Consider the following 19,554-nt stretch of genomic DNA (forward strand, 5'->3'; position numbering starts at 1 on the left):
GCCGTGTCGAGACCGTTGACGATGCGGCCATTTCGGCCAGATTCGCGATGACGCCCCGGCTGCTGCGCGTTATAGAGCAAAGACGACTGTCAGAAACGCGCAGGAATCATTGGGCATGGGATTGACTGCGACCAGGACAAAACCGGCAGCACCACGGCGCGAGATGCCGAAATCCCGCGGCGGCCGGCCGACGAAAACCGCCGCGATCGAGCGCGACCAGCGGCTGATCGAGGTCGCCACCCGCCTTTTCCTGGATCGCGGCTTCGAGGCGACCTCGCTCGATGCGGTCGCGGAAGCGGCCCGGGTGAGCAAGCCCACGGTCTATTCGCGCTATGGCGACAAGCGCGGGCTGTTCGCGGCCGTGCTGAGGCGGGAGATCGCGCGCTGGCTCGCGCCGCTGTCGGCCGCGGCAGAGACCCAGCTGAGCAGCGCCGCCGACATCTCGGTCGAGCAGCGGCTGGTCGAGATCGGGCGCGAGATGCTCTCATTCACCTGCGGTCCCGACGCCGTCGCCTTCAGCCGCATGATGACGTCACAGGCCATCAACTTCCCCGACGTCGCGAAGCTCGGCAAGGAGGAAGGCTGGCTCAAGGCCGTCGCCACCACCGCGCGCTTCTTCGACCATCTGGTGGCGCAAGGGGCGCTCGATGTCGAAGACACCACCATCGCAGCCGAGGTGTTCCTCGACGTCGTCGTCGGACACACCCACCGCATGGCGACGTTCGGAACGGCGCTCGAGCCGAAATCGGCCGAGAAGCGCATGCGCATCGCGATCAAACTGTTCCTTGCCGGTGCCCTGGGTCCTGCCGACCGGGTCCGGGACGCCGCAAAGGGCCCGGCGCGCCGCCGCTCCTCCCGCTGACGATTCCGTGAACTGACGCTCTTTCCCCACAGGGGCCGACGCAACAGCATTGACCAAAACAAAACGATACGGTATGGTTTAGTTCTAAGTTGGTACGGGCCGCTTTTTCACCAGCCCCAAAGAGGTCCGGACCGCTTCGATCGTCACGGCAGGTACAGCCCGCCGCGGCGTTCCGCGGCCGGCCTTGCCCAGGGCCGGCCGCGAATTCTTTACGTTCATCCGGCACACTCGCAGGCCGAAGGTTTCGAGCATGACGACAGCCAGACGACGGACCTTGCAGCTGCTTGCGATCACCTTGCCCGCGCTGCTCCTCGCCGCGCCGTCGCAGGCGATCGTGACCGCGGACACGCCGACCGCGCTCCACAACGACACAGATGGTGATGCCGAAGCAGACCGCCAGGCAGTCACCCGCGAGATCGAACGCTTCCGCAGCTCGTCGATCACGATCAGCCAGGCCATGGCGATCGCGGAAGCGCGCCATGCCGGTGCCACCACCGCCGACGTGAGTTTCGACGGCGCTTCAGGCGTCCCGGTCTACCGGGTGAAGACCCTGCACAACGACCGGATTTGGCGCCACACCATCAATGCCGCGACCGGCGAGCTCGTCGGTGGCGAGGCCGCCCTGCCCCTCACCGAGCTCGACAACGAGGACCGCAGCAACCTCGCAGCGCTCGGTGCGATCAGGCACCGCCTTGCCGATGCCGTGCGCGTCGCCGAGCGCGCAGCCTCGGGCAAGGCCATCAGCGGCGGCCTCGTGCGCGAACGCGGCCGGCTCAATTTTGCGATCGTGGTGATCAGCGGCGACGACCTCAAGGAGGTCATCCTGGAGCCGCCGGGCGCCCGGGCCCGATAGCGACGGATTTCCCCGGTACCAACCGGGGCGAAAAGCCATTGACGGCCGCAAGACTCTCCCCCATAAGTCGCCGCCATGTTCACGACCACCAAACGCACGACCAAAACCACCACGGCCTCAGGGGCCCGGGGAGGCGTGCGCGCGTAGTCGTCGACGAAAACGCATCAGCTCTACCGAAGCCCCGCCCTCGATGGTCCGGGGCTTTTTTGTTGTCTGGATTTCAAAAGCAATGGAGGACAAAGTGAGTAACGATCCCGTCGTCGCGATTGTCGGCGTCACCGGTGCGGTGGGCGCCGAATTCATCGCCACCATGGACAAGCGCGGCTTTCGCGTCGGCAGGCTCAAGGCGCTCGCCAGTGCCCGCTCGGCCGGCAAGACGGTGTCGTTCCGCGGCAAGGACGTCGTCATCGAGGAGCTGACCGAGCGGTCTTTCGAAGGTGTCGACATCGCCCTGTTCTCGGCCGGCGGCGGCATCTCCAGGAAGTTCGCGCCGATCGCGGTCAAGGCCGGCGCGGTGGTGGTCGACAACTCCTCTGCCTTCCGCATGGACCCGAACGTGCCGCTGGTGATACCCGAGATCAACGCCAGCCGCATCCGCGACCACAAGGGCATCATCGCCAACCCCAACTGCGCGGCGATCACCGCGCTGGTGCCGCTGTGGCCGATCCACCGGCAGAACCGCATCAAGCGCGTCATCATCTCGACCTACCAGGCAGCCTCCGGCGCAGGTGCCGCCGCCATGGAGGAACTCGTCGAATCCACCCGCGCCAACCTCAACGGGCAGGTCTATACGCCCAGGGTGATGCCGCACCCCTACGCCTTCAATCTCTTCAACCACAACACCGCCGTCGATCCCGACACCGGCTACAACGACGAAGAGACCAAGGTCATCAAGGAGACCCGCAAGATCTTCGAGGACGACACCATCGCGGTCGGCGTCACCTGCGTCCGCGTGCCGGTGCTGCGCGCCCATTGCGAGGCCATCACCTTCGAATGCGAGAGGCCGATCACCGAGGATCAGGTCCGCGCCATCATGGCGCAGGCGCCGGGTGTGAAGGTCGTCGACGACCGCGCCAGGAACTACTTCCCGATGCCGATCGACGCCTCGGGCCAGGACGACGTCCTGGTCGGCCGCATCCGCAAGGACCTCAGCGACGCCAGCGGGCATTCGATCTCGATGTTCGTGGCGGCCGATCAGCTGCTCAAGGGCGCAGCGCTGAACGCGGTGCAGATCGCGGAGCTGCTGCCGCAGCGCGTGATGGCGTAGAGGTCTATCGACCTCAACTACGCAGATGGATGGTGGGGGCGGCGCTTGGCGCTTTTGCCCACCGTCCGGCAGTGCTGTAGCCCGCATGAGCGCAGCGACATGCGGGAAGCCGCGAAGGAGAAACCCGGATTCGCTTCGTTCACCCTGGCTACGGCACCGCCCGAAACAGCAAACACGCATCGCCATACGAATAGAACCGGTAGCCGCTCGCGATGGCATGCGCATAGGCCTGCTTCATCGTCTCGAGCCCGGAGAAGGCCGAGACCAGCATGAACAGCGTCGACTTCGGCAGATGAAAATTGGTCATCAGGACATCGACGGCGCGGAAGCGATAGCCGGGCGTGATGAAGATCGCGGTCTCGGCCGCGAACGGCTGGATCGTACCGTCCTCGCCCGCCGCGCTTTCCAAGAGGCGCAATGACGTCGTGCCGACCGCAACGATGCGGCCGCCGTTCTTTCGCGCCGTGTTGAGGCGCTCCGCGGTCTCGGCCGAGATCGTGCCCCACTCGGCGTGCATCTTGTGGCCTTCGGTGTCGTCCACCTTGACCGGCAGGAACGTCCCTGCCCCCACATGCAGCGTTACACGGTTGATGCCGACGCCGCGCGCGTGCAGCGCCTGCTCCAGTGCCGGCGTGAAATGTAGACCCGCGGTCGGCGCCGCCACCGCGCCTTCGTTGGCCGCGAACATGGTCTGGTAGTCGGCGAGATCCTGGTCGTCAGGCGTGCGCTTGGAGGCGATGTAGGGCGGCAGCGGCGGGCTGCCGAGATCGGCGATCGCCTGGTCGAGCGCTGGACCATGGAACGAGAACGACAGCGTCACCTCGCCCTCGCCGCCCTTGGCCTCGACCTCGGCATCGAGATGGCCGAGCAGGCACACCTTGCCCTCGTTGCCGAAGCGGATGCGGTCGCCGGCGACGAGCTTCTTGGCGGGCTTCACCAGTGCCTGCCAGCGCGAGGCGTCGAGCCGCTTGATCAGGGTCGCCTCGATCTTCGGCTCGGTCTCGCGGCCGATGCGGCGGCCCTTCAATTGCGCCGCGATCACCTTGGTGTCGTTGACGACGAGCTGGTCGCCCGGCTCCAGCCATTGCGGCAGGTCGGCGACGGTCTGGTCCCGCAACGCGCCGTTCTCCACCACCAGCATTTTCGCGGAGTCGCGCGGGCTCGCCGGACGCAAGGCGATGCGCTCGGGCGGCAGGTCAAAGTCGAAAAGCTCGGTGCGCATGTGTCACTGGCGCCGTCATTCCGGACGCCGCGCCTCGAGCGCGGCGATCCGGAATCCCGAGATTGTGGCGCGAGATTCTCGGGAGCCCAATTGCGCACCATGGTTCATGCCAAGGTGCGCCCCGGAATGAGTGACTATTCCTTGTCGGCCGCCATCCGCGCCTTGACGATCTTGTCCGGATTCATCACGGGCTCGCCGCGCTTGATCTTGTCGACGTTCTCCATGCCGTCGGTGACCTTGCCCCAGACCGTGTACTGGTTGTCGAGGAAGCGGGCGTCGTCGAAGCAGATGAAGAACTGGCTGTCGCCGGAATCGGGGTTGGCGGCGCGGGCCATCGAGGTGGTGCCGCGCACATGCGGCTCCTTGTTGAACTCGGCCTTCAGCTTCTTGCCGGAGCCGCCGGTGCCGGTGCCGTGCGGACAGCCCGTCTGCGCCATGAAGCCCTCGATCACGCGGTGGAACACGATGCCGTCGTAGAAGCCCTCGCGCACGAGCTCCTTGATGCGCGCGACGTGGTTCGGCGCAAGGTCGGGCCGCATCTCGATGGTGACGGGGCCCTGCGTGGTCTCGAGGATCAGGGTGTTTTCGGTGGCGCTCATGCTCGTCTCTCTTGTGTTGGGGGTGAAGTCTTCCGGCTGCGGAACTGGATCGCGAATGGACGTCCTGCGGCGGCGCCGCCCATTGCATCGGTAAATGGCATCGGCGTGCAGCGTTGCAACGCCTCCATCACCGCGATCCGGTATTGCAGCCGGTCACTGTCGGAGGCCTCCGCGGATTCATAGGTAATCCTCGGATGGCCCAGAATGTTTCCGGCCCGGTTAAAGCTCACCACGACAGTGATGTCGAGTGGGCGCGCCTTGGCCAGCGACGGCGGCCTCCAGCAGGTGCGCAGGTGCCGGAAGATGTCCTGGATCGTGTTGACCTGCGCGTCCTCGGCGGCCGCATTTGAGACGCCGAGCAGCAGCATCGCGGCCGCCAGCAGGAGCTTGCCACCGCGGCGCGCCATGACCGCTCCTATTTGACGTCGGAGGCGACCTGAACCTTCACCATCTTGTCGGGATCGGTCACCGCGCCGCCTGGCGAGCCCGGGGGCGCCTTCTTCAGCTTGTCGACGACGTCCATGCCCTGCACGACCTCGCCGATCACCGTGTACTGGCCATCGAGGCTGCCGCCATCGGCGAACATGATGAAGAACTGGGAGTTGGCGCTGTCGACGCTGTCGCCGCGGCGGGCCATGCCGACGATGCCGCGGGCGAAATGCACCTTGGAGAATTCCTGCTTCAGGTTCGGGTATTTCGAGCCGCCGGTGCCGTTGAAATTCTGGCCGTCGCCCGTCTGCGCCATGAAGCCGTCCATCACGCGATGAAACGGCACGTTGTTGTAGAAGCCCTCCCGCGCGAGCTGCTTGATGCGCTCGGCATGCTGCGGCGCGATGTCGGTCCTGAGCTTGATGACGATGCGACCCTTGGTGCTGTCGATGACGATGGCGTTGGCCTTGTCGAGGTTCGCCGGCAATTGCTGCGCCACCGCCGGCACCGCGAACAGAAGCGCGGCAAGAACTGCGAGAATTCGGATCATGACAACTCCGGTCAGGATGAGAAAGGAAGCGGGCCGCTATCCGGCGAATTTGGCCTTGAGCTGTGCCGCGACCTGCGGCGGGACGAAGGCCGAGACATCCCCGCCCATGCCGGCGATCTGGCGCACCAAAGTGGCGGTGATCGGGCGGACCATGGGAGAGGCCGGGAGGAAGACCGTATGCACCTCGGGCGCCATCGCCTCGTTCATGCCGGCGAGCTGCATCTCGTAATCGAGGTCGGTGCCGTCGCGCAGGCCCCGGATCATGATCGTCGCGCCGTGCTTGCGCGCCGAGGTGACCGACAGATCGTCGAAGGTCACAGCCTCGAGCACGCAGCCAGCCTGGGCTGCCACCGGCCCGCAGACGTCACGGAGCATCTTCAACCGCTCCTCGGTCGAGAACAGCGGCTTCTTGCCCGGGTGCACCCCGATCGCGACCACGAGCCTGTCGCACAGCGAAGCGCTGTGCCGGACCACGTCCAGGTGGCCGTTGGTGATGGGATCGAAGGAACCGGGATAGAAGGCAATGCGCGGCATGGCTCCCTCCTACCGCGCCCGGCCCGGCCCGGCAAGCCGGGCAGGTTCCCTGCCCGCTTCTTGCCCGCTTCCTGGCACGTCGCCCGGAAACGCCTCGCCGGACGTGTCGGCATGCTGGTTTGTTTCGTCCCCGGGCAGCCACGAAACAAAACGGAGCGAGAACGAAACCATTTCCCGCATCGGCGAAGACGTCCGGAAACTGGCCATGGTTACTAATCCGGTCAACGAATGACGGGCCGCACACCGGGCGTGAGCGGCCGCATCACAGGGGACCGTCAATGATCAAGACCCTTTCAGCGATCGCACTCTCTGCATGTGTTGCCGCAGCCCTCACCCTCCTGCCGGGCTTTGCCCCCACCGTCGAAGCCAGCGTGCCGCAGCCGCTGGCCAAGAGCGACCGGCTCGACATCCGCAGCGTCGGAAAGGACTGCTCGCAGCAGGCCTGGCCGAACTTCGAGGCCTCCTGCCTGCGCAGCGCCGGTACGAAGACCAATGTCCGCGAGGCGCGCCTCGTGACTGCCGATCGGACCCCGTAGTCGGGGCCTGACGATTTCGTGTCAGCCGAGCGGTTCGCAGCCCGGATCCAGCGCCGCGCAGTCCGGGCTACCGGGCTGAACGTTACTCTCCGTTCGCGCCGTTGCTCTCCGCCTCTTCCGTGATGTGCTCGACCGACACCACATGCTCGTCCTCGGCGGTGTCGAACACGATCACGCCTTGGGTCGAGCGGCCGGCGATGCGGATGCCTTCGACCGGGCAGCGGATCAGCTGGCCCTTGTCGGTGACCAGCATGATCTGGTCGGCATCCTCCACCGGGAAGGAAGCCACCAGATTGCCGTTGCGGTTGTTGACGCTCATGGCGACGATGCCTTTGCCGCCGCGGCCCGTGGTGCGGTACTCGTAGGACGAGGTCCGCTTGCCGTAGCCGTTGACGGAGACGGTCAGCACGACCTGCTCCTGCGCCGACATCTCGGCATAACGCTCCTGCGACAGCTGGAAGCTGCCGGAGGTCTCCTCGGCCTCGGCATCGGCCGGAACCTCTTCCGCCGCGGCTTCGCCGGCCACCGCTCGGCGCATCTTCAGGTACGCCGAGCGCTCGTCGGACATGGTCTCGACATGGCGCAGGATCGCCAGCGAGATCACCTTGTCACCCTCGGCAAGCGCGATGCCACGCACGCCCATCGAGGTCCGTCCGGTGAACACGCGCACGTCGGTGACGGGGAAGCGGATGCACTGGCCGCCCGCAGCCGTCAGGAGCACGTCGTCGCGCTCGGTGCAGATCTGCACGTCGACGATCGCCTCGTTGTCGTCGAGCTTCATCGCGATGATGCCGGAGCGGCGGACGTCGACGAAGTCGGACAGCTTGTTGCGGCGGACGTTGCCGCCGGTGGTGGCGAACATCACGTCGAGATTGCCCCAGGTCGATTCATCCTCCGGCAACGGCATGATGGTGGTGATGCGCTCGCCCTGCTCCAGCGGCAGGATGTTGATCATCGCCTTGCCGCGCGCGTTCGGCGCAGCCATAGGCAGCCGCCAGACCTTTTCCTTGTAGACTTGGCCGCGCGAGGAGAAGAACAGCACCGGCGTGTGCGTGGAGGCGACGAACAGGCGGCTGACGAAATCCTCGTCGCGGGTCTGCATGCCGGAGCGGCCCTTGCCGCCGCGGCGCTGCGCGCGGTAGGCCGACAGCGGCACGCGCTTGACGTAGCCGGCGTGGGAGACGGTGACGACCATGTCCTCGCGCTGGATCAGGTCCTCGTCCTCGACCTCGCCTTCCTGCTCCATGATCACGGTGCGGCGTGGCGTGGCGAACTCCGCCTTCACCTCGGCGAGCTCAGTCTTGATGATGCCCAGCACGCGCTCGCGCGAGCGCAGGATGTCGAGATAATCGGCGATCTCGCTGGCGAGCTTGTCGAGCTCGTCGCGGATTTCGTCACGGCCGAGTGCGGTAAGGCGCTGAAGGCGCAGATCGAGAATAGCTCTCGCTTGTTCCATCGACAGCCGGATCGTGCCATCCGCACTCATGCGATGACGCGGATCGTCGATCAGCGTCAGCATGTCCTCGACGTCCCGGGCCGGCCAGTCGCGCGACATCAGGGTGTCGCGGGCGGTAGTCGGGTCGGGCGAACTCCGGATAACGCGGATCATCTCGTCGATATTGGCGACTGCGATCGCGAGACCGACCAGGATATGCGCCCGATCGCGCGCCTTGGCGAGCAGGTACTTGGTGCGCCGCGTGACAACCCGCTCACGGAAGTCGACAAAGATCGCCAGCAGCTCCTTCAGATGCATGATCCGCGGACGGCCGCTGTCGAGCGCCACCATGTTGACGCCGAAGCTCGTCTGCAGCGGCGTGAATCTATACAGCTGGTTCAGCACCACATCCGGCACGGCGTCGCGCTTCAACTCGATGACGACGCGGTAACCTTCGCGGTCGGATTCATCGCGCAGGTCGCCGATGCCCTCGATCTTCTTTTCCTTCACCAGCTCGGCGATGCGCTCGACCATCGTCGCCTTGTTCACCTGGTACGGAATCTCGGTGATGATGAGCGCCTCGCGCTCCTTGCGGATGGTCTCGATCGCGACCTTGCCGCGCATGACGATCGAGCCGCGGCCGAGGTGATAGGCGGCGCGGATGCCCGCACGTCCGAGAATGACGCCGCCGGTCGGGAAGTCAGGTCCCGGCACGATGTTGATGAGCTCGTCAATAGTGAGCGCAGGGTTGTCGATCAGAGCGACGCAGGCGTCGATGACCTCGCCGAGATTGTGCGGCGGGATGTTGGTCGCCATGCCGACCGCGATGCCGCCCGCGCCGTTGACGAGAAGGTTCGGGAACTTGGCCGGCAAGACCGATGGCTCGGTCTCGTTGTTGTCGTAGTTCGGCTGGAAGTCGACGGTGTCCTTGTCGATGTCGGCCAGCAGAGCCAGCGCCGCCTTCGTCAGGCGCGCTTCGGTGTAACGATAGGCGGCCGGGGGATCGCCGTCGACCGAACCGAAATTGCCCTGACCGTCGATCAGCGGCACGCGCATCGAGAAGTCCTGCGCCATGCGGACCATGGCGTCGTAGATCGACTGGTCGCCGTGCGGGTGATACTTACCGATGACGTCGCCGACCACGCGGGCGGACTTGACGTACTTCTTGTCGGGCGTGTGCCCCTGCTCGTTCATCGAGAACAGGATGCGGCGGTGTACCGGCTTCAGTCCGTCGCGCGCATCGGGCAGCGCACGTGCCACGATCACGCTCATGGCGTAGTCGAGGTACGACTTCTTCATCTCCTCGAAGATGGAGACGGGGCGAATGTCCGAGGGTTGCGCCGGCTGGTCGCCGGGCTTGTTGTCGTCGTCAGCCAAGGGGGAATCCGGTGAGATTTTGTCTGGGAATCATATAGCGCATCGGGGGGCGGATAACCACCCTCGCGGAGGGCCGAGAAGCGCTTTTTCCGCTTATTTTTCCAATGGCTTACGGCTTAGAGCAGGATATCTCGGACAGCCCCGGAAATGGCTCCGCGGAACCGCCGCCATGCCCCAGAATCCGCGCAGCCAGGGAGGCCCCGCGAGCCCCGTTCGCAGCAGCCGGGGGGCCGCGACGGTCCATCTCCCCGATGTCGGACGATTTGAGTTCAAGCCGAACATGAAGCGGGCCCGGAAAACCCGAGCCCGCTCCATCGATTAGGCGGAATTACTGATACGAAACGCCAAGCTCCGTCCGCTCGGCGTCTCTCGATCCTCGTCCTCAGAACGGGATATCGTCGTCCATGTCGCTGTTGCGGCCGCCGCCGGCGGCGACGGGACGGCGCGGTGCGCTGCTGACGGGACCGGAGGAGCCGAAATCGCCGCCCGGCTCGTCGCCGAAGCTGCCGCCTCCTCCGCCGCCACCGCGGCCATCGAGCATCGTCAGCGTCGAGTTGAAGCCCTGGAGCACGACCTCGGTCGAATACTTCTCGACGCCGCTCTGGTCGGTCCATTTGCGGGTCTGCAGCGCGCCCTCGATGTAAACCTTGGCGCCCTTCTTCAGGTATTGCTCGGCGACCTTGCAGAGCCCTTCATTGAAGATCACCACGCGATGCCACTCGGTCTTCTCCTTGCGCTCGCCGGTCGCCTTGTCACGCCATGTCTCGGAGGTCGCGATGCTCAAATTCGCGATCGGCCGCCCGTCCTGGGTGCGGCGGATTTCAGGATCCTTGCCGAGATTTCCAACCAGAATGACCTTGTTGACGCTTCCCGCCATCGCCTGTCTCCACTCCGAATGCCACTGAATTTCAAAAGGGCGAATCCCGCTGCCCGCGTTCCTCTGCGCCCCGTTGACGCGACCCTATACGCTTGCGGACACCGATCAGCCCGCCACCCCCAAGGTTATCCCCACATATAGCATCCCGCCCGGCTATGTTCCAGATTTGTTCTTCGCGCCAAAAGCACTGAACAGATACTGGTCACACGCCGATGGCGCGGACCCCGGATGGAACTTTTCCGGGTTCCCGCGGAGGGCAAAAACCGCTTAACATTCATCAAGTTGGAGCCACTTCAATCAGTAGGCGAGTGTGGCATTTCGGAGACGGATTTTGCCCTTTCCTTGGGCTATCGTTGCCTTGGAATTAGTTCATATGGGCGTCGCGCCTGATCAGCCCGCTTCGGGGACTTCGAGAAGCGGGCGAAACTGGGGAGACTGCAATGAATAAGATTCTTTTTGGTGCAATCAGTGCAATGGCGTTGGGGCTGGCGGCCCCCGCAAGCGCGGCCGATCTTGCCGCCCGTCCCTACACCAAGGCTCCAGCGCCGGTTGCCGCCATCTACGACTGGAGCGGCTTCTACATCGGTATCAACGGCGGCGGCGGCACAAGCCGCAAGTGCTGGGACTTCGTGACCCCGGCGACCGGCGTTCTGGTCGGCGAGGGCTGTCACAATGCGACGGGCGGCACCGTCGGTGGCCAGGTCGGCTACCGCTGGCAGTCGACGAACTGGGTGTTCGGCTTCGAGGGCCAGGGCAACTGGGCCGATTTTTCCGGCGACAACATCAGCGCGGTGTCCGGCCTTCGCAACCAGTCCACGATCGACTCTTTCGGTTTGATCACCGGGCAGATCGGCTATGCCTGGAACAACGTGTTGCTCTACGTGAAGGGCGGCGCCGCCGTCGTCGGCGATCGCTATCGGACCTACGATGTGGCGACCGGCCTCGAGTTCGACCGGGCCAACGAGACCCGTTGGGGCGGTACAGTGGGCGTGGGCGTCGAGTTCGGATTTGCGCCGAACTGGTCGGTCGGCTTCGAGTACGATCACATCTTCCTGGGCCACCGCACGATCGACTTCACCGGATCCGGCAATTTTGTCACGGCTCCGCTCGGTGTTTTCACTGCCTCCAATCGCATCGGCCAGGACGTCGATATCGGTCTCATCCGGTTGAACTATCGCTGGGGCGGCCCGATGATCGCAAGGTACTGATATCTCGCTGATATTGTTGGAGAACAAAGGCCGGCCTTGCGCCGGCCTTTCTTCTTTGGGCGCGTATTGGTTGCCGGGAAAACGAGTCAGTAACCATTACCTTTTGCGTCGTTGTGGCTTTTCGGAGACACAACTTGCGGCTTTGGTGGTGTAAGCACAACCTCAGTTGGGCCGTTGAGTCCGCTGCCCTTCCGGTCACGGAAGGCAATAACAGAAACTGGGACTGGGATTTAGTTAAAGATGAAGAAAGTTTTGTTGGCTTCGGCCTGTTTGTTCGCTCTTGCGGCCCCCGCTTCGGCTGCTGATCTCGCAGCCCGCCCCTACACCAAGGCTCCTGTGGCCGTTGCCTCAGTCTACAACTGGACCGGCTTCTACCTCGGTATCGTCGGCGGCGGCGCCTGGCAGGACGCTTCCGACATCAAGATGAAGGGCGGCTTCGTCGGCGGCACCGCCGGCTACAATTGGCAGACCGGCAACGTCGTGTTCGGCATTGAGGCGGATGGCGCCTGGGCTGATGTCAGCGACTCGATCACGGGCGCAACCGTCGTTCCCGGCTTCGGTGTTGCGACTGCTACGCTGAACTCCAAGATTGACGCGATGGGCACCGTGCGCGGCCGTATCGGCTGGGCTGTCAACAACGTCCTGTTGTACGGCACCGGCGGCTACGCCTGGGTCGACAACAAGATCACCGTCTCCGCACTCGGCCTCAGCGCGTCGGAGAGCAAGTTCCACTCTGGCTGGACGGTCGGCGCTGGCGTCGAGGCGTTCTTCGCACCGCAGTGGTCGGTCAAGGGCGAGTACCTCTATCGCAGCCTCGGCGGCGAGGACTACTTCTCCGGCGCCCTCGCCACCAACACGCTTGAGATGCACACCGTGCAGGTCGGCGTGAACTATCACTTCGGCGCCCCGGTCGTCGCCAAGTACTGATCTTAAGTACGGATCGCGACCGACGTCATATCGTCACGAAAGGCCGGCGCCAGCGCCGGCCTTTTTGTTTTGCCGGACACTTCGCTCGAAGTGTCCGCTCCTGCTGCCAGATGCCGCCAGCGCGCCAACAATCCGTTGACGATTCGCAAGTCGCACTGGAAATCCGCCGCCGTTCTTCCTACGTTCGCTGCCATACCCATCGGCGCCGTTCCCGGTTCCGGGCGAAGCGCGCCTTCAACATTGGCGCGATCGCGCGTCTTTGGATTCCTTAAGGACCAGCGGGATGGACGAAGTGATCAAGGCGAAGCGCCAACAACAGAACGCGGGCTCCAGCCTGCGCGCAATTACGATCCGTGGCGCGCGCGAGCACAACCTCAAGAACATCGACGTCGAGATCCCCCGCGACAAGCTGGTGGTGTTCACCGGCCTCTCCGGTTCCGGCAAATCCTCGCTCGCCTTCGACACCATCTACGCCGAGGGCCAGCGCCGCTACGTCGAATCGTTGTCGGCCTATGCCCGCCAGTTCCTCGAGATGATGCAGAAGCCCGACGTCGACCAGATCGACGGCCTGTCGCCGGCGATCTCGATCGAGCAGAAGACGACGTCGAAGAACCCGCGCTCCACGGTGGGCACGGTGACCGAGATCTACGACTACATGCGCCTGCTCTGGGCCCGCGTCGGCGTGCCCTATTCGCCGGCCACGGGCCTGCCGATCGAGAGCCAGACCGTCTCGCAGATGGTCGACCGCGTGCTGGCGCTGCCCGAAGGCACCCGCCTCTATCTGCTCGCGCCGGTCGTGCGCGGCCGCAAGGGCGAGTACAGGAAGGAGCTTGCCGAATGGCTCAAGAAGGGCTTCCAGCGCGTCAAGATCGACGGCACCTTCCATGAGCTCGCGGAAGCGCCGACGCTGGACAAGAAATTCCCGCACGACATCGACGTCGTCGTCGACCGCATCGTGGTGCGCGCCGACATCGGCCAGCGCCTCGCCGAAAGCTTCGAGACCGCGCTGAAGCTCGCCGAGGGCCTCGCCGTGGTCGAGTTCGCCGACGCGCCGACGTCCGCGCCTGCCGAAGAGAAAGAGAAAAAGAAGACCGCGAAGATCCACGACAAGAGCGGCCCCGAACGCATCCTGTTCTCGGAAAAGTTCGCCTGCCCGGTTTCCGGCTTCACCATCCCCGAGATCGAGCCGCGCTTGTTCTCGTTCAACAATCCCTATGGTGCCTGCCCGGCCTGCGGCGGCCTCGGCGTCGAGCAGCATGTCGACGAGGACCTCGTCATCCCCGAAAAGGACCTGACGCTGCGCAAGGGCGCGATCGCGCCCTGGGCCAAATCCTCATCGCCCTATTACGTGCAGACGCTGACCGCGCTCGGCAAGCACTACAAGTTCACGCTCGATACCAAGTGGAAGGATCTGCCGAAGAAGACGCGAGACGCGATCCTCTACGGCTCCGGCGACGATGAGATCAAGTTCTCCTACGAGGATGGTGTCCGCTCCTACGACACCAAGAAGCCGTTCGAGGGCGTCATCACCAACATCAACCGCCGCTATCGCGAGACCGAGAGCGAGTGGGCGCGCGAGGAGCTGGCGAAATATTTCCACGACGTCCCCTGCGAGGGCTGCAAGGGTTTTCGCCTCAAGCCCGAGGCGCTCTGCGTCAAGGTCGGCGGCAAGCATATCGGCGAGATCTCGGAGCTGTCGGTCAGGAAGGCTGGCGAGTGGTTCGAGACCGTGCCCGGCGCGCTCAACGCGCAGCAGAACGAGATCGCCGGCCGCATCCTGAAAGAGATCCGCGAGCGCCTGACCTTCCTGCTCGATGTCGGCCTCAACTATCTCACGCTGTCCCGCTCCTCCGGCACGCTGTCCGGCGGCGAGAGCCAGCGCATCCGCCTGGCCTCGCAGATCGGCTCGGGCCTGACGGGCGTGCTCTACGTGCTGGACGAGCCCTCGATCGGCCTGCACCAACGCGACAACGCCCGCCTGCTCGACACGCTGAAGCGGCTGCGCGACCTCGGCAACACCGTGGTCGTGGTCGAGCATGACGAGGACGCCATCCGCCTCGCCGACTACGTCCTCGACATCGGCCCCGGCGCCGGCATGCATGGCGGCCACATCGTCGCCGAAGGCACGCCCGCCGAGATCATGCGCAACCCGAAATCGCTGACCGGCAAGTATCTGACCGGCGAGCTCGAGGTCGAGGTGCCGGAGCGGCGCCCGCCCAACCATCGCCGCACCATCAAGGTGGTCAACGCGCGCGGCAATAACCTCAAGAACGTCACCGCGGAGATTCCGCTCGGCCTGTTTACCTGCGTCACCGGCGTCTCCGGCGGCGGCAAGTCGACGCTGCTGATCGACACGCTCTACCGCGCCATCGCCCGCAAACTGAACAACGCCAGCGAGGGCGCCGCGCCCCACGACCGCATCGAGGGCCTCGAGCACATCGACAAGATCATCGACATCGACCAGTCGCCGATCGGCCGCACCCCGCGCTCGAATCCGGCGACCTATACCGGCGCCTTCACCCCAATCCGCGAATGGTTCGCCGGCCTGCCCGAGTCCAAGGCGCGCGGCTACGAGCCCGGCCGCTTCTCGTTCAACGTCAAGGGCGGCCGCTGCGAGGCCTGCCAGGGGGACGGCGTCATCAAGATCGAGATGCACTTCCTGCCCGACGTCTACGTCACCTGCGACGTCTGCAAGGGCAAGCGCTACAACCGCGAGACGCTCGAAGTCCTGTTCAAGGGCAAGAGCATCGCCGACGTGCTCGACATGACCGTCGAGGAAGCCGCCGAGTTCTTCAAGGCCGTGCCGCGCGTGCGCGAGACCTTCCAGACCCTGCACCGCGTCGGCCTCGACTACATCCATGTCGGCCAGCAGGCCACCACGCTCTCGGGCGGCGAAGCCCAGCGCGTCAAGCTCGCCAAGGAGCTGTCCAAGCGCGCCACCGGCCGCACGCTCTACATTCTCGACGAGCCCACCACCGGCCTGCACTTCCACGACGTCAAGAAGCTGCTGGAGGTGCTGCACGAGCTGGTCGCGCAGGGCAACACGGTCGTCGTCATCGAGCACAATCTCGAAGTCATCAAGACCGCCGACTGGGTCATCGACCTCGGCCCCGAAGGCGGCGACGGCGGCGGCGAGATCGTCGCCTGGGGACCGCCTGAGGACATCGCGAAGGCGCCGCGGAGCTACACGGGGAAGTTCTTGGAGCCGGTGCTGAAGAAGGCACGGAAGCCGAAGCGGAGGAGCACGAGCGAGGCGGCGGAGTAGAGGCGCCTCGTTGCTACAGTCGAAGAAGCCACGATATCTGGTCGCGAAAATCAGGTGGGAATACCACGCGGAGTGGACGATCCGACCTCGACGTTTCGCGGGTCGCGTCAGCGAGCATCGCTATATAGATCCTCGCATTCGCGACGTCTCGAACGAGTGGCACGTCTACGTGCTCCAGAACGATTGGCCCCGCAGGTAACCAAGACAGATCGCGCAGACACTCCTCAAGCGCATCCCAATTCTCGCCGAAATAGTCGGGAAAACTGAGCTGCTTTGCAAGCAAGCCAATAAGGATCATCTCGTTAGAGATGTCTGCCGGAAGGCAGACGCGGACAACGGCGTTGGTCGATAGATTCTCCCGACGAAATTGGAAGGGTGGTTCGAGCTCGCTTGCCACGCTAACCACCGACAAATTCGATGACGGCCTCCCCTCGCGCAACGGCTTCGCCAATTTGCGGCATGGCGCTCAAGATCTGACGGACCAGGGCACGATTGTCGATATTGCCAACCCGGACCCACAGCACGATCGGCCCCTGTTTCTTTGCGGCTCGAAGGAGAGAGAAATCGCGGTCCTTGGTAACGAGAACGGCCGATCGAGAAATGGCTGCGCTCCAGATTGCCGCGTCGGTCGCGTTTGCCATCCCGAACTCGGCCACATGAGCCGCGTCGTACCCAGCGCCACGCATAGCTTCTGCGAGTGCTGGAGGAAGCTGAGCGTCAATCAGGTAAAGCAAGCTACTTGGCCGCTATGATCGGGTGATCGACCTGACGGGCGGCATAGACGAGCACCGCGTCGATGTCGGCCGCTTCCAGATATGGGTAATCTTCGAGAATGCTCTCGCGCGACTGTCCGGCGGACAGCAGTCCCAGGACGTCGGCGACCGTGATGCGCAGATCGCGAATGCAGGGGCGCCCGTGCATGCGCTGCGGATCGACCGTAATCCTTGCCAGTAACTCCGACATCTGTCACCTCTGGACCTCAAATATAGCATCTCCGATAGCATCTGTCAGCGCGTCGCCAGCGAGTCTGATGCTCGCCCCTGTCCAGCACTCCCTTCCTCCATGCCCTACTCCCTCGCCATCTTCGACCTCGACGGCACCCTCGCCGACAGCTTTCCGTGGTTCCTGCGCACCATCAACGACGTCGCAGATCACTTCAATTTTCGCCGGGTGAAGGATGAGGACATCGAAGAGCTGCGGCATGCGTCGAGCCGCGAGATCCTCGCCCGGCTCGAAGTGCCCTTGTGGAAGCTGCCGGCGATCGCGCGGCATGCGCGTCGGCTGAAGGCTGAGGCCGCCGCGGAGATCGCGCTGTTCGACGGTGTCGAGGCGATGCTGCGGACGCTGGCCGGAAACGGCGTGCAGCTCGCGCTGGTGACATCCGACAGCGAAGCCAATGCGCGCGAGAAGCTCGGCGAAGCCGCGTCGCTGTTTGCGCATTTCGACTGCGCGGCATCGCTGTTCGGCAAGCCTGCGAAATTCCGCCGGGTCATCCGGCGTGCGGGCGTAAGCCCTGAGCGAGTGATTGCGATCGGCGACGAGGTTCGCGACATCGAGGCCGCTCGCGCCGTGGGCATCGCCTGCGGCGCCGTATGCTGGGGCTATGCGGCACCCGCAGCGCTGCGGGCGCATGCGCCGGATCACACGTTCGAGCATTTGGACGAGATCGTACGGGCGTTGTGCCCGGCGCGGTAGCCCGGATACACACGCTGACGCACGTCGCAGGATCGGCCGTCCGTCCCGCACGAGTCAGTCTTGTGCAAGCACGCCCCTTCCAATTTCCTGGTCCAGGCACGCAAACGCCTCTCTCAGGCAAATGGCGAGAGATCGCTTCCCCTGGTCGCGGTTCCAGTTTTCGATGGCAAGACGGAATGCGCCGACCGACATCATGGCGACCATGCGGAGCGCAGGTTGCCGTCTGGGCTGCGGCCACATCTGGCAGAGCGCGTCGAAGACCGCTTGTTCCTTCTCTACATATTTCGCCTGCTGTCGTAGGCGAAGCGACTCGTTCGCGCACATCAGGCGCTCGATCACCTTGATCTGCTTGTAATCGGCGGGAAAGCGGGCCGTCAGCTCCAACAAGGCGTTCTTCACGGCAGCGAGGGGTGACTGTTTGGTCGATTGCTCCAGCACGGCGGCTCGCAGGGTCTCGCTGAAACCGCCGTCCTGCCACGCCAGCAGAATCTCTTCCTTGGACTTGAAGTAATAGAAGAACGTCCGCCGCGAGATCCCGGCGGCCTCCGCGATCGCGTCGAGCGTGGTGGCCTCGTAGCCGTGGGTCAGAAACAGTTTCAGGCCTTGCTCGGTGATGCGATGCAGCGTTTCGCGCCGCTTCCGTTCGCGCAGGCCTTCCTCCTTTCGAGACGAGCTTTTCATGGCATGTTCTGGCACGAAATGAATCCGCTTGCAAAATTGCACTAAGTGCAATACAAAATTACACCCAGTGCGAATTGTGTTCAAGGTGTGTTCATGGCGAACAGGGTTGGCGGCGACACTCCCTCGTGGCATGTTTCATCCGCGCCCGCACGTGGCGGGGGCAACGCAATCGCGCCCCCCAACATGACACGACGGCGCCTCGGTGCCATGCTGCTCGCCGTCGCGGTCACGGCCGCCGTTCCGGCGCCTCCAGCGCAAGCGCAGTCCGCCCCGCCCGCCTTCGTCGACTTCGACTGGGTCGATCCCGCACGTTCGCGAGCCGTTCCGGCGCGCCTGCATTGGCCGACGAGTGTCACGCCAGGATCGCGCGTACCGCTCATCGTGTTCTCCCATGGCCTGGGTGGCTCCCGCCGGGGCTACAGCTATCTCGGGCGATATTGGGCGGCCCGTGGCATTGCGAGTCTGCATGTTCAGCATGCGGGCAGCGATTCGTCGCTCTGGCAAGGCAATCCTCTCACCGTCGTGGACCGTTTGCAGCGAGCGGCTCATGAGAGCGAGGCGCTGGCGCGGGCCAGGGATCTGCACTTCGCCCTGAACCTTATGCTGTCGAGCCCCTACGGCGCCCAGGTCGACCGCCGGCGCATCGTAGCAGCCGGACATTCATATGGCGCGAACACGGCCCTGCTTGCGGTTGGCGCCCGCGTGATGCGTGAAGGGCGGTGGGTCGAGGCCCGCGACCCGCGCTTTTCGGCGGCCATCGTCATCTCTGCACCGCCGTTCTACGGCGAGTCCGATCTTGCCTCGGTCCTGGGCAAGATCGCCGTTCCGAACCTGCACGTGACGGCGACAAACGACGTCATCGAAATCCCCGGATACCACTCGCCCGCGGCCGATCGATTGGCTGTCTTCAACGCCATTGCCGAACCGCGCAAGCTGCTTGCCGTGTTCGAGGGCGGCTCGCACAGCATCTTTACCGATCGTTCGTTCACGGGTGGTCCGGCTCTCAATCCGAAAGTGAAGGCTGCGACGGCCGAGCTCACTCTGGCTTTCCTCGACCTGGCCTTCGACGGCAACGAGACGACGCTGGCGCGTTGGAATGCGACCTGGCAGCCAATCCTGGCATCGGCGCCCGGCGCCGCGCCCTCTCCCGTTCCGGCCGCGCGTTCCCGGCGCATGGTCCAGAGGGCGGAGATCGGTCTTGCTCCCACGCCATGAGATGGTGTGTCGCAGCGACCTT

The 19,554-nt window shown here is 64.6% G+C and carries 20 protein-coding genes; 9 read left to right on the plus strand and 11 right to left on the minus strand.

Annotation, left to right across the window (positions count from 1 at the left end; all coding sequences use genetic code 11):
• The first annotated feature begins 115 nt into the window (after positions 1-115).
• The 3 genes from FJV43_RS36530 to FJV43_RS36540 all read left to right on the plus strand — a co-directional run bounded on the left by FJV43_RS36530 (position 116) and on the right by FJV43_RS36540 (position 2,982).
• Complete coding sequence (locus tag FJV43_RS36530) at positions 116-862, plus strand: TetR/AcrR family transcriptional regulator (RefSeq protein ID WP_239623707.1); 747 nt, start codon at positions 116-118, stop codon at positions 860-862.
• Positions 863-1,112: 250 nt separating this feature from the next.
• A complete protein-coding gene (locus FJV43_RS36535; RefSeq protein ID WP_239623708.1) occupies positions 1,113-1,715 on the plus strand; it encodes a PepSY domain-containing protein in 603 nt (200 codons plus the stop codon).
• 229 nt (positions 1,716-1,944) lie between these two features.
• Positions 1,945-2,982 (plus strand): aspartate-semialdehyde dehydrogenase, encoded by a 1,038-nt coding sequence (locus tag FJV43_RS36540; RefSeq protein ID WP_239623709.1) that lies wholly within the window; start codon positions 1,945-1,947, stop codon positions 2,980-2,982.
• Positions 2,983-3,130: 148 nt separating this feature from the next.
• Here FJV43_RS36540 and queA read toward each other — a convergent pair whose 3' ends face one another.
• The 5 genes from queA to coaD all read right to left on the minus strand — a co-directional run bounded on the left by queA (position 3,131) and on the right by coaD (position 6,316).
• A complete protein-coding gene (queA, locus tag FJV43_RS36545; protein ID WP_239623710.1) occupies positions 3,131-4,204 on the minus strand; it encodes a tRNA preQ1(34) S-adenosylmethionine ribosyltransferase-isomerase QueA in 1,074 nt (357 codons plus the stop codon).
• A 134-nt stretch (positions 4,205-4,338) separates the two neighbouring features.
• Positions 4,339-4,803, minus strand: a complete 465-nt coding sequence (locus FJV43_RS36550; protein ID WP_239623711.1) for a peptidylprolyl isomerase — start codon at positions 4,801-4,803, stop codon at positions 4,339-4,341.
• The gene (locus FJV43_RS36555; protein ID WP_239623712.1) at positions 4,800-5,210 is read right to left on the minus strand and encodes a hypothetical protein; all 411 of its coding nucleotides are present in this window, start codon (positions 5,208-5,210) and stop codon (positions 4,800-4,802) included. The genes FJV43_RS36550 and FJV43_RS36555 overlap by 4 nt, the downstream gene beginning before the upstream one ends.
• Before the next feature lie 8 nt (positions 5,211-5,218).
• Positions 5,219-5,782: a peptidylprolyl isomerase gene (locus FJV43_RS36560; RefSeq protein ID WP_239623713.1), complete on the minus strand. Its 564-nt coding sequence runs from the start codon at positions 5,780-5,782 to the stop codon at positions 5,219-5,221.
• 36 nt (positions 5,783-5,818) lie between these two features.
• On the minus strand, positions 5,819-6,316 hold the full coding sequence (gene coaD, locus FJV43_RS36565) for a pantetheine-phosphate adenylyltransferase (RefSeq protein WP_194393844.1): 498 nt from the start codon (positions 6,314-6,316) through the stop codon (positions 5,819-5,821).
• A gap of 278 nt (positions 6,317-6,594) precedes the next feature.
• Between coaD and FJV43_RS36570 the strand changes: the two genes are divergently transcribed.
• Positions 6,595-6,852, plus strand: coding sequence for a hypothetical protein (locus tag FJV43_RS36570; protein ID WP_239623714.1), 258 nt, complete (start codon positions 6,595-6,597; stop codon positions 6,850-6,852).
• 82 nt (positions 6,853-6,934) lie between these two features.
• On the opposite strand, the gene gyrA is transcribed toward FJV43_RS36570, so the two are convergent.
• Together gyrA and FJV43_RS36580 are read right to left on the minus strand one after the other, a co-directional pair.
• Positions 6,935-9,664: a DNA gyrase subunit A gene (gene gyrA, locus FJV43_RS36575; protein ID WP_239623715.1), complete on the minus strand. Its 2,730-nt coding sequence runs from the start codon at positions 9,662-9,664 to the stop codon at positions 6,935-6,937.
• Between the two features lie 382 nt (positions 9,665-10,046).
• On the minus strand, positions 10,047-10,541 hold the full coding sequence (locus FJV43_RS36580) for a single-stranded DNA-binding protein (protein WP_061881761.1): 495 nt from the start codon (positions 10,539-10,541) through the stop codon (positions 10,047-10,049).
• Positions 10,542-10,981: 440 nt separating this feature from the next.
• On the opposite strand from FJV43_RS36580, the gene FJV43_RS36585 reads away from it, so the two are divergent.
• Positions 10,982-11,749, plus strand: coding sequence for an outer membrane beta-barrel protein (locus FJV43_RS36585; protein ID WP_239623716.1), 768 nt, complete (start codon positions 10,982-10,984; stop codon positions 11,747-11,749).
• Positions 11,750-11,989: 240 nt separating this feature from the next.
• On the plus strand, positions 11,990-12,676 hold the full coding sequence (locus tag FJV43_RS36590; protein WP_239623717.1) for an outer membrane protein: 687 nt from the start codon (positions 11,990-11,992) through the stop codon (positions 12,674-12,676).
• A 2-nt stretch (positions 12,677-12,678) separates the two neighbouring features.
• On the opposite strand, the gene FJV43_RS36595 is transcribed toward FJV43_RS36590, so the two are convergent.
• On the minus strand, positions 12,679-12,876 hold the full coding sequence (locus tag FJV43_RS36595; protein WP_239623718.1) for a hypothetical protein: 198 nt from the start codon (positions 12,874-12,876) through the stop codon (positions 12,679-12,681).
• Between the two features lie 83 nt (positions 12,877-12,959).
• Between FJV43_RS36595 and uvrA the strand changes: the two genes are divergently transcribed.
• Positions 12,960-15,941: an excinuclease ABC subunit UvrA gene (uvrA, locus tag FJV43_RS36600; RefSeq protein WP_239623719.1), complete on the plus strand. Its 2,982-nt coding sequence runs from the start codon at positions 12,960-12,962 to the stop codon at positions 15,939-15,941.
• A gap of 398 nt (positions 15,942-16,339) precedes the next feature.
• On the opposite strand, the gene FJV43_RS36605 is transcribed toward uvrA, so the two are convergent.
• Together FJV43_RS36605 and FJV43_RS36610 are read right to left on the minus strand one after the other, a co-directional pair.
• Complete coding sequence (locus FJV43_RS36605; protein ID WP_239629778.1) at positions 16,340-16,627, minus strand: DUF5615 family PIN-like protein; 288 nt, start codon at positions 16,625-16,627, stop codon at positions 16,340-16,342.
• 49 nt (positions 16,628-16,676) lie between these two features.
• Positions 16,677-16,904: a DUF433 domain-containing protein gene (locus FJV43_RS36610; protein WP_239623720.1), complete on the minus strand. Its 228-nt coding sequence runs from the start codon at positions 16,902-16,904 to the stop codon at positions 16,677-16,679.
• A 99-nt stretch (positions 16,905-17,003) separates the two neighbouring features.
• Here FJV43_RS36610 and FJV43_RS36615 point away from each other — a divergent pair, with 99 nt between their 5' ends.
• Positions 17,004-17,636, plus strand: a complete 633-nt coding sequence (locus FJV43_RS36615) for an HAD-IA family hydrolase (protein ID WP_239623721.1) — start codon at positions 17,004-17,006, stop codon at positions 17,634-17,636.
• 54 nt (positions 17,637-17,690) lie between these two features.
• On the opposite strand, the gene FJV43_RS36620 is transcribed toward FJV43_RS36615, so the two are convergent.
• Positions 17,691-18,332, minus strand: a complete 642-nt coding sequence (locus FJV43_RS36620; RefSeq protein ID WP_239623722.1) for a TetR/AcrR family transcriptional regulator — start codon at positions 18,330-18,332, stop codon at positions 17,691-17,693.
• Between the two features lie 192 nt (positions 18,333-18,524).
• Between FJV43_RS36620 and FJV43_RS36625 the strand changes: the two genes are divergently transcribed.
• Complete coding sequence (locus FJV43_RS36625; protein WP_239623723.1) at positions 18,525-19,532, plus strand: acetylhydrolase; 1,008 nt, start codon at positions 18,525-18,527, stop codon at positions 19,530-19,532.
• Positions 19,533-19,554: the final 22 nt, after the last annotated feature.

The organism is Bradyrhizobium sp. I71, assembly GCF_022354745.1.
In the GTDB taxonomy this organism is placed as follows: domain Bacteria; phylum Pseudomonadota; class Alphaproteobacteria; order Rhizobiales; family Xanthobacteraceae; genus Bradyrhizobium; species Bradyrhizobium liaoningense.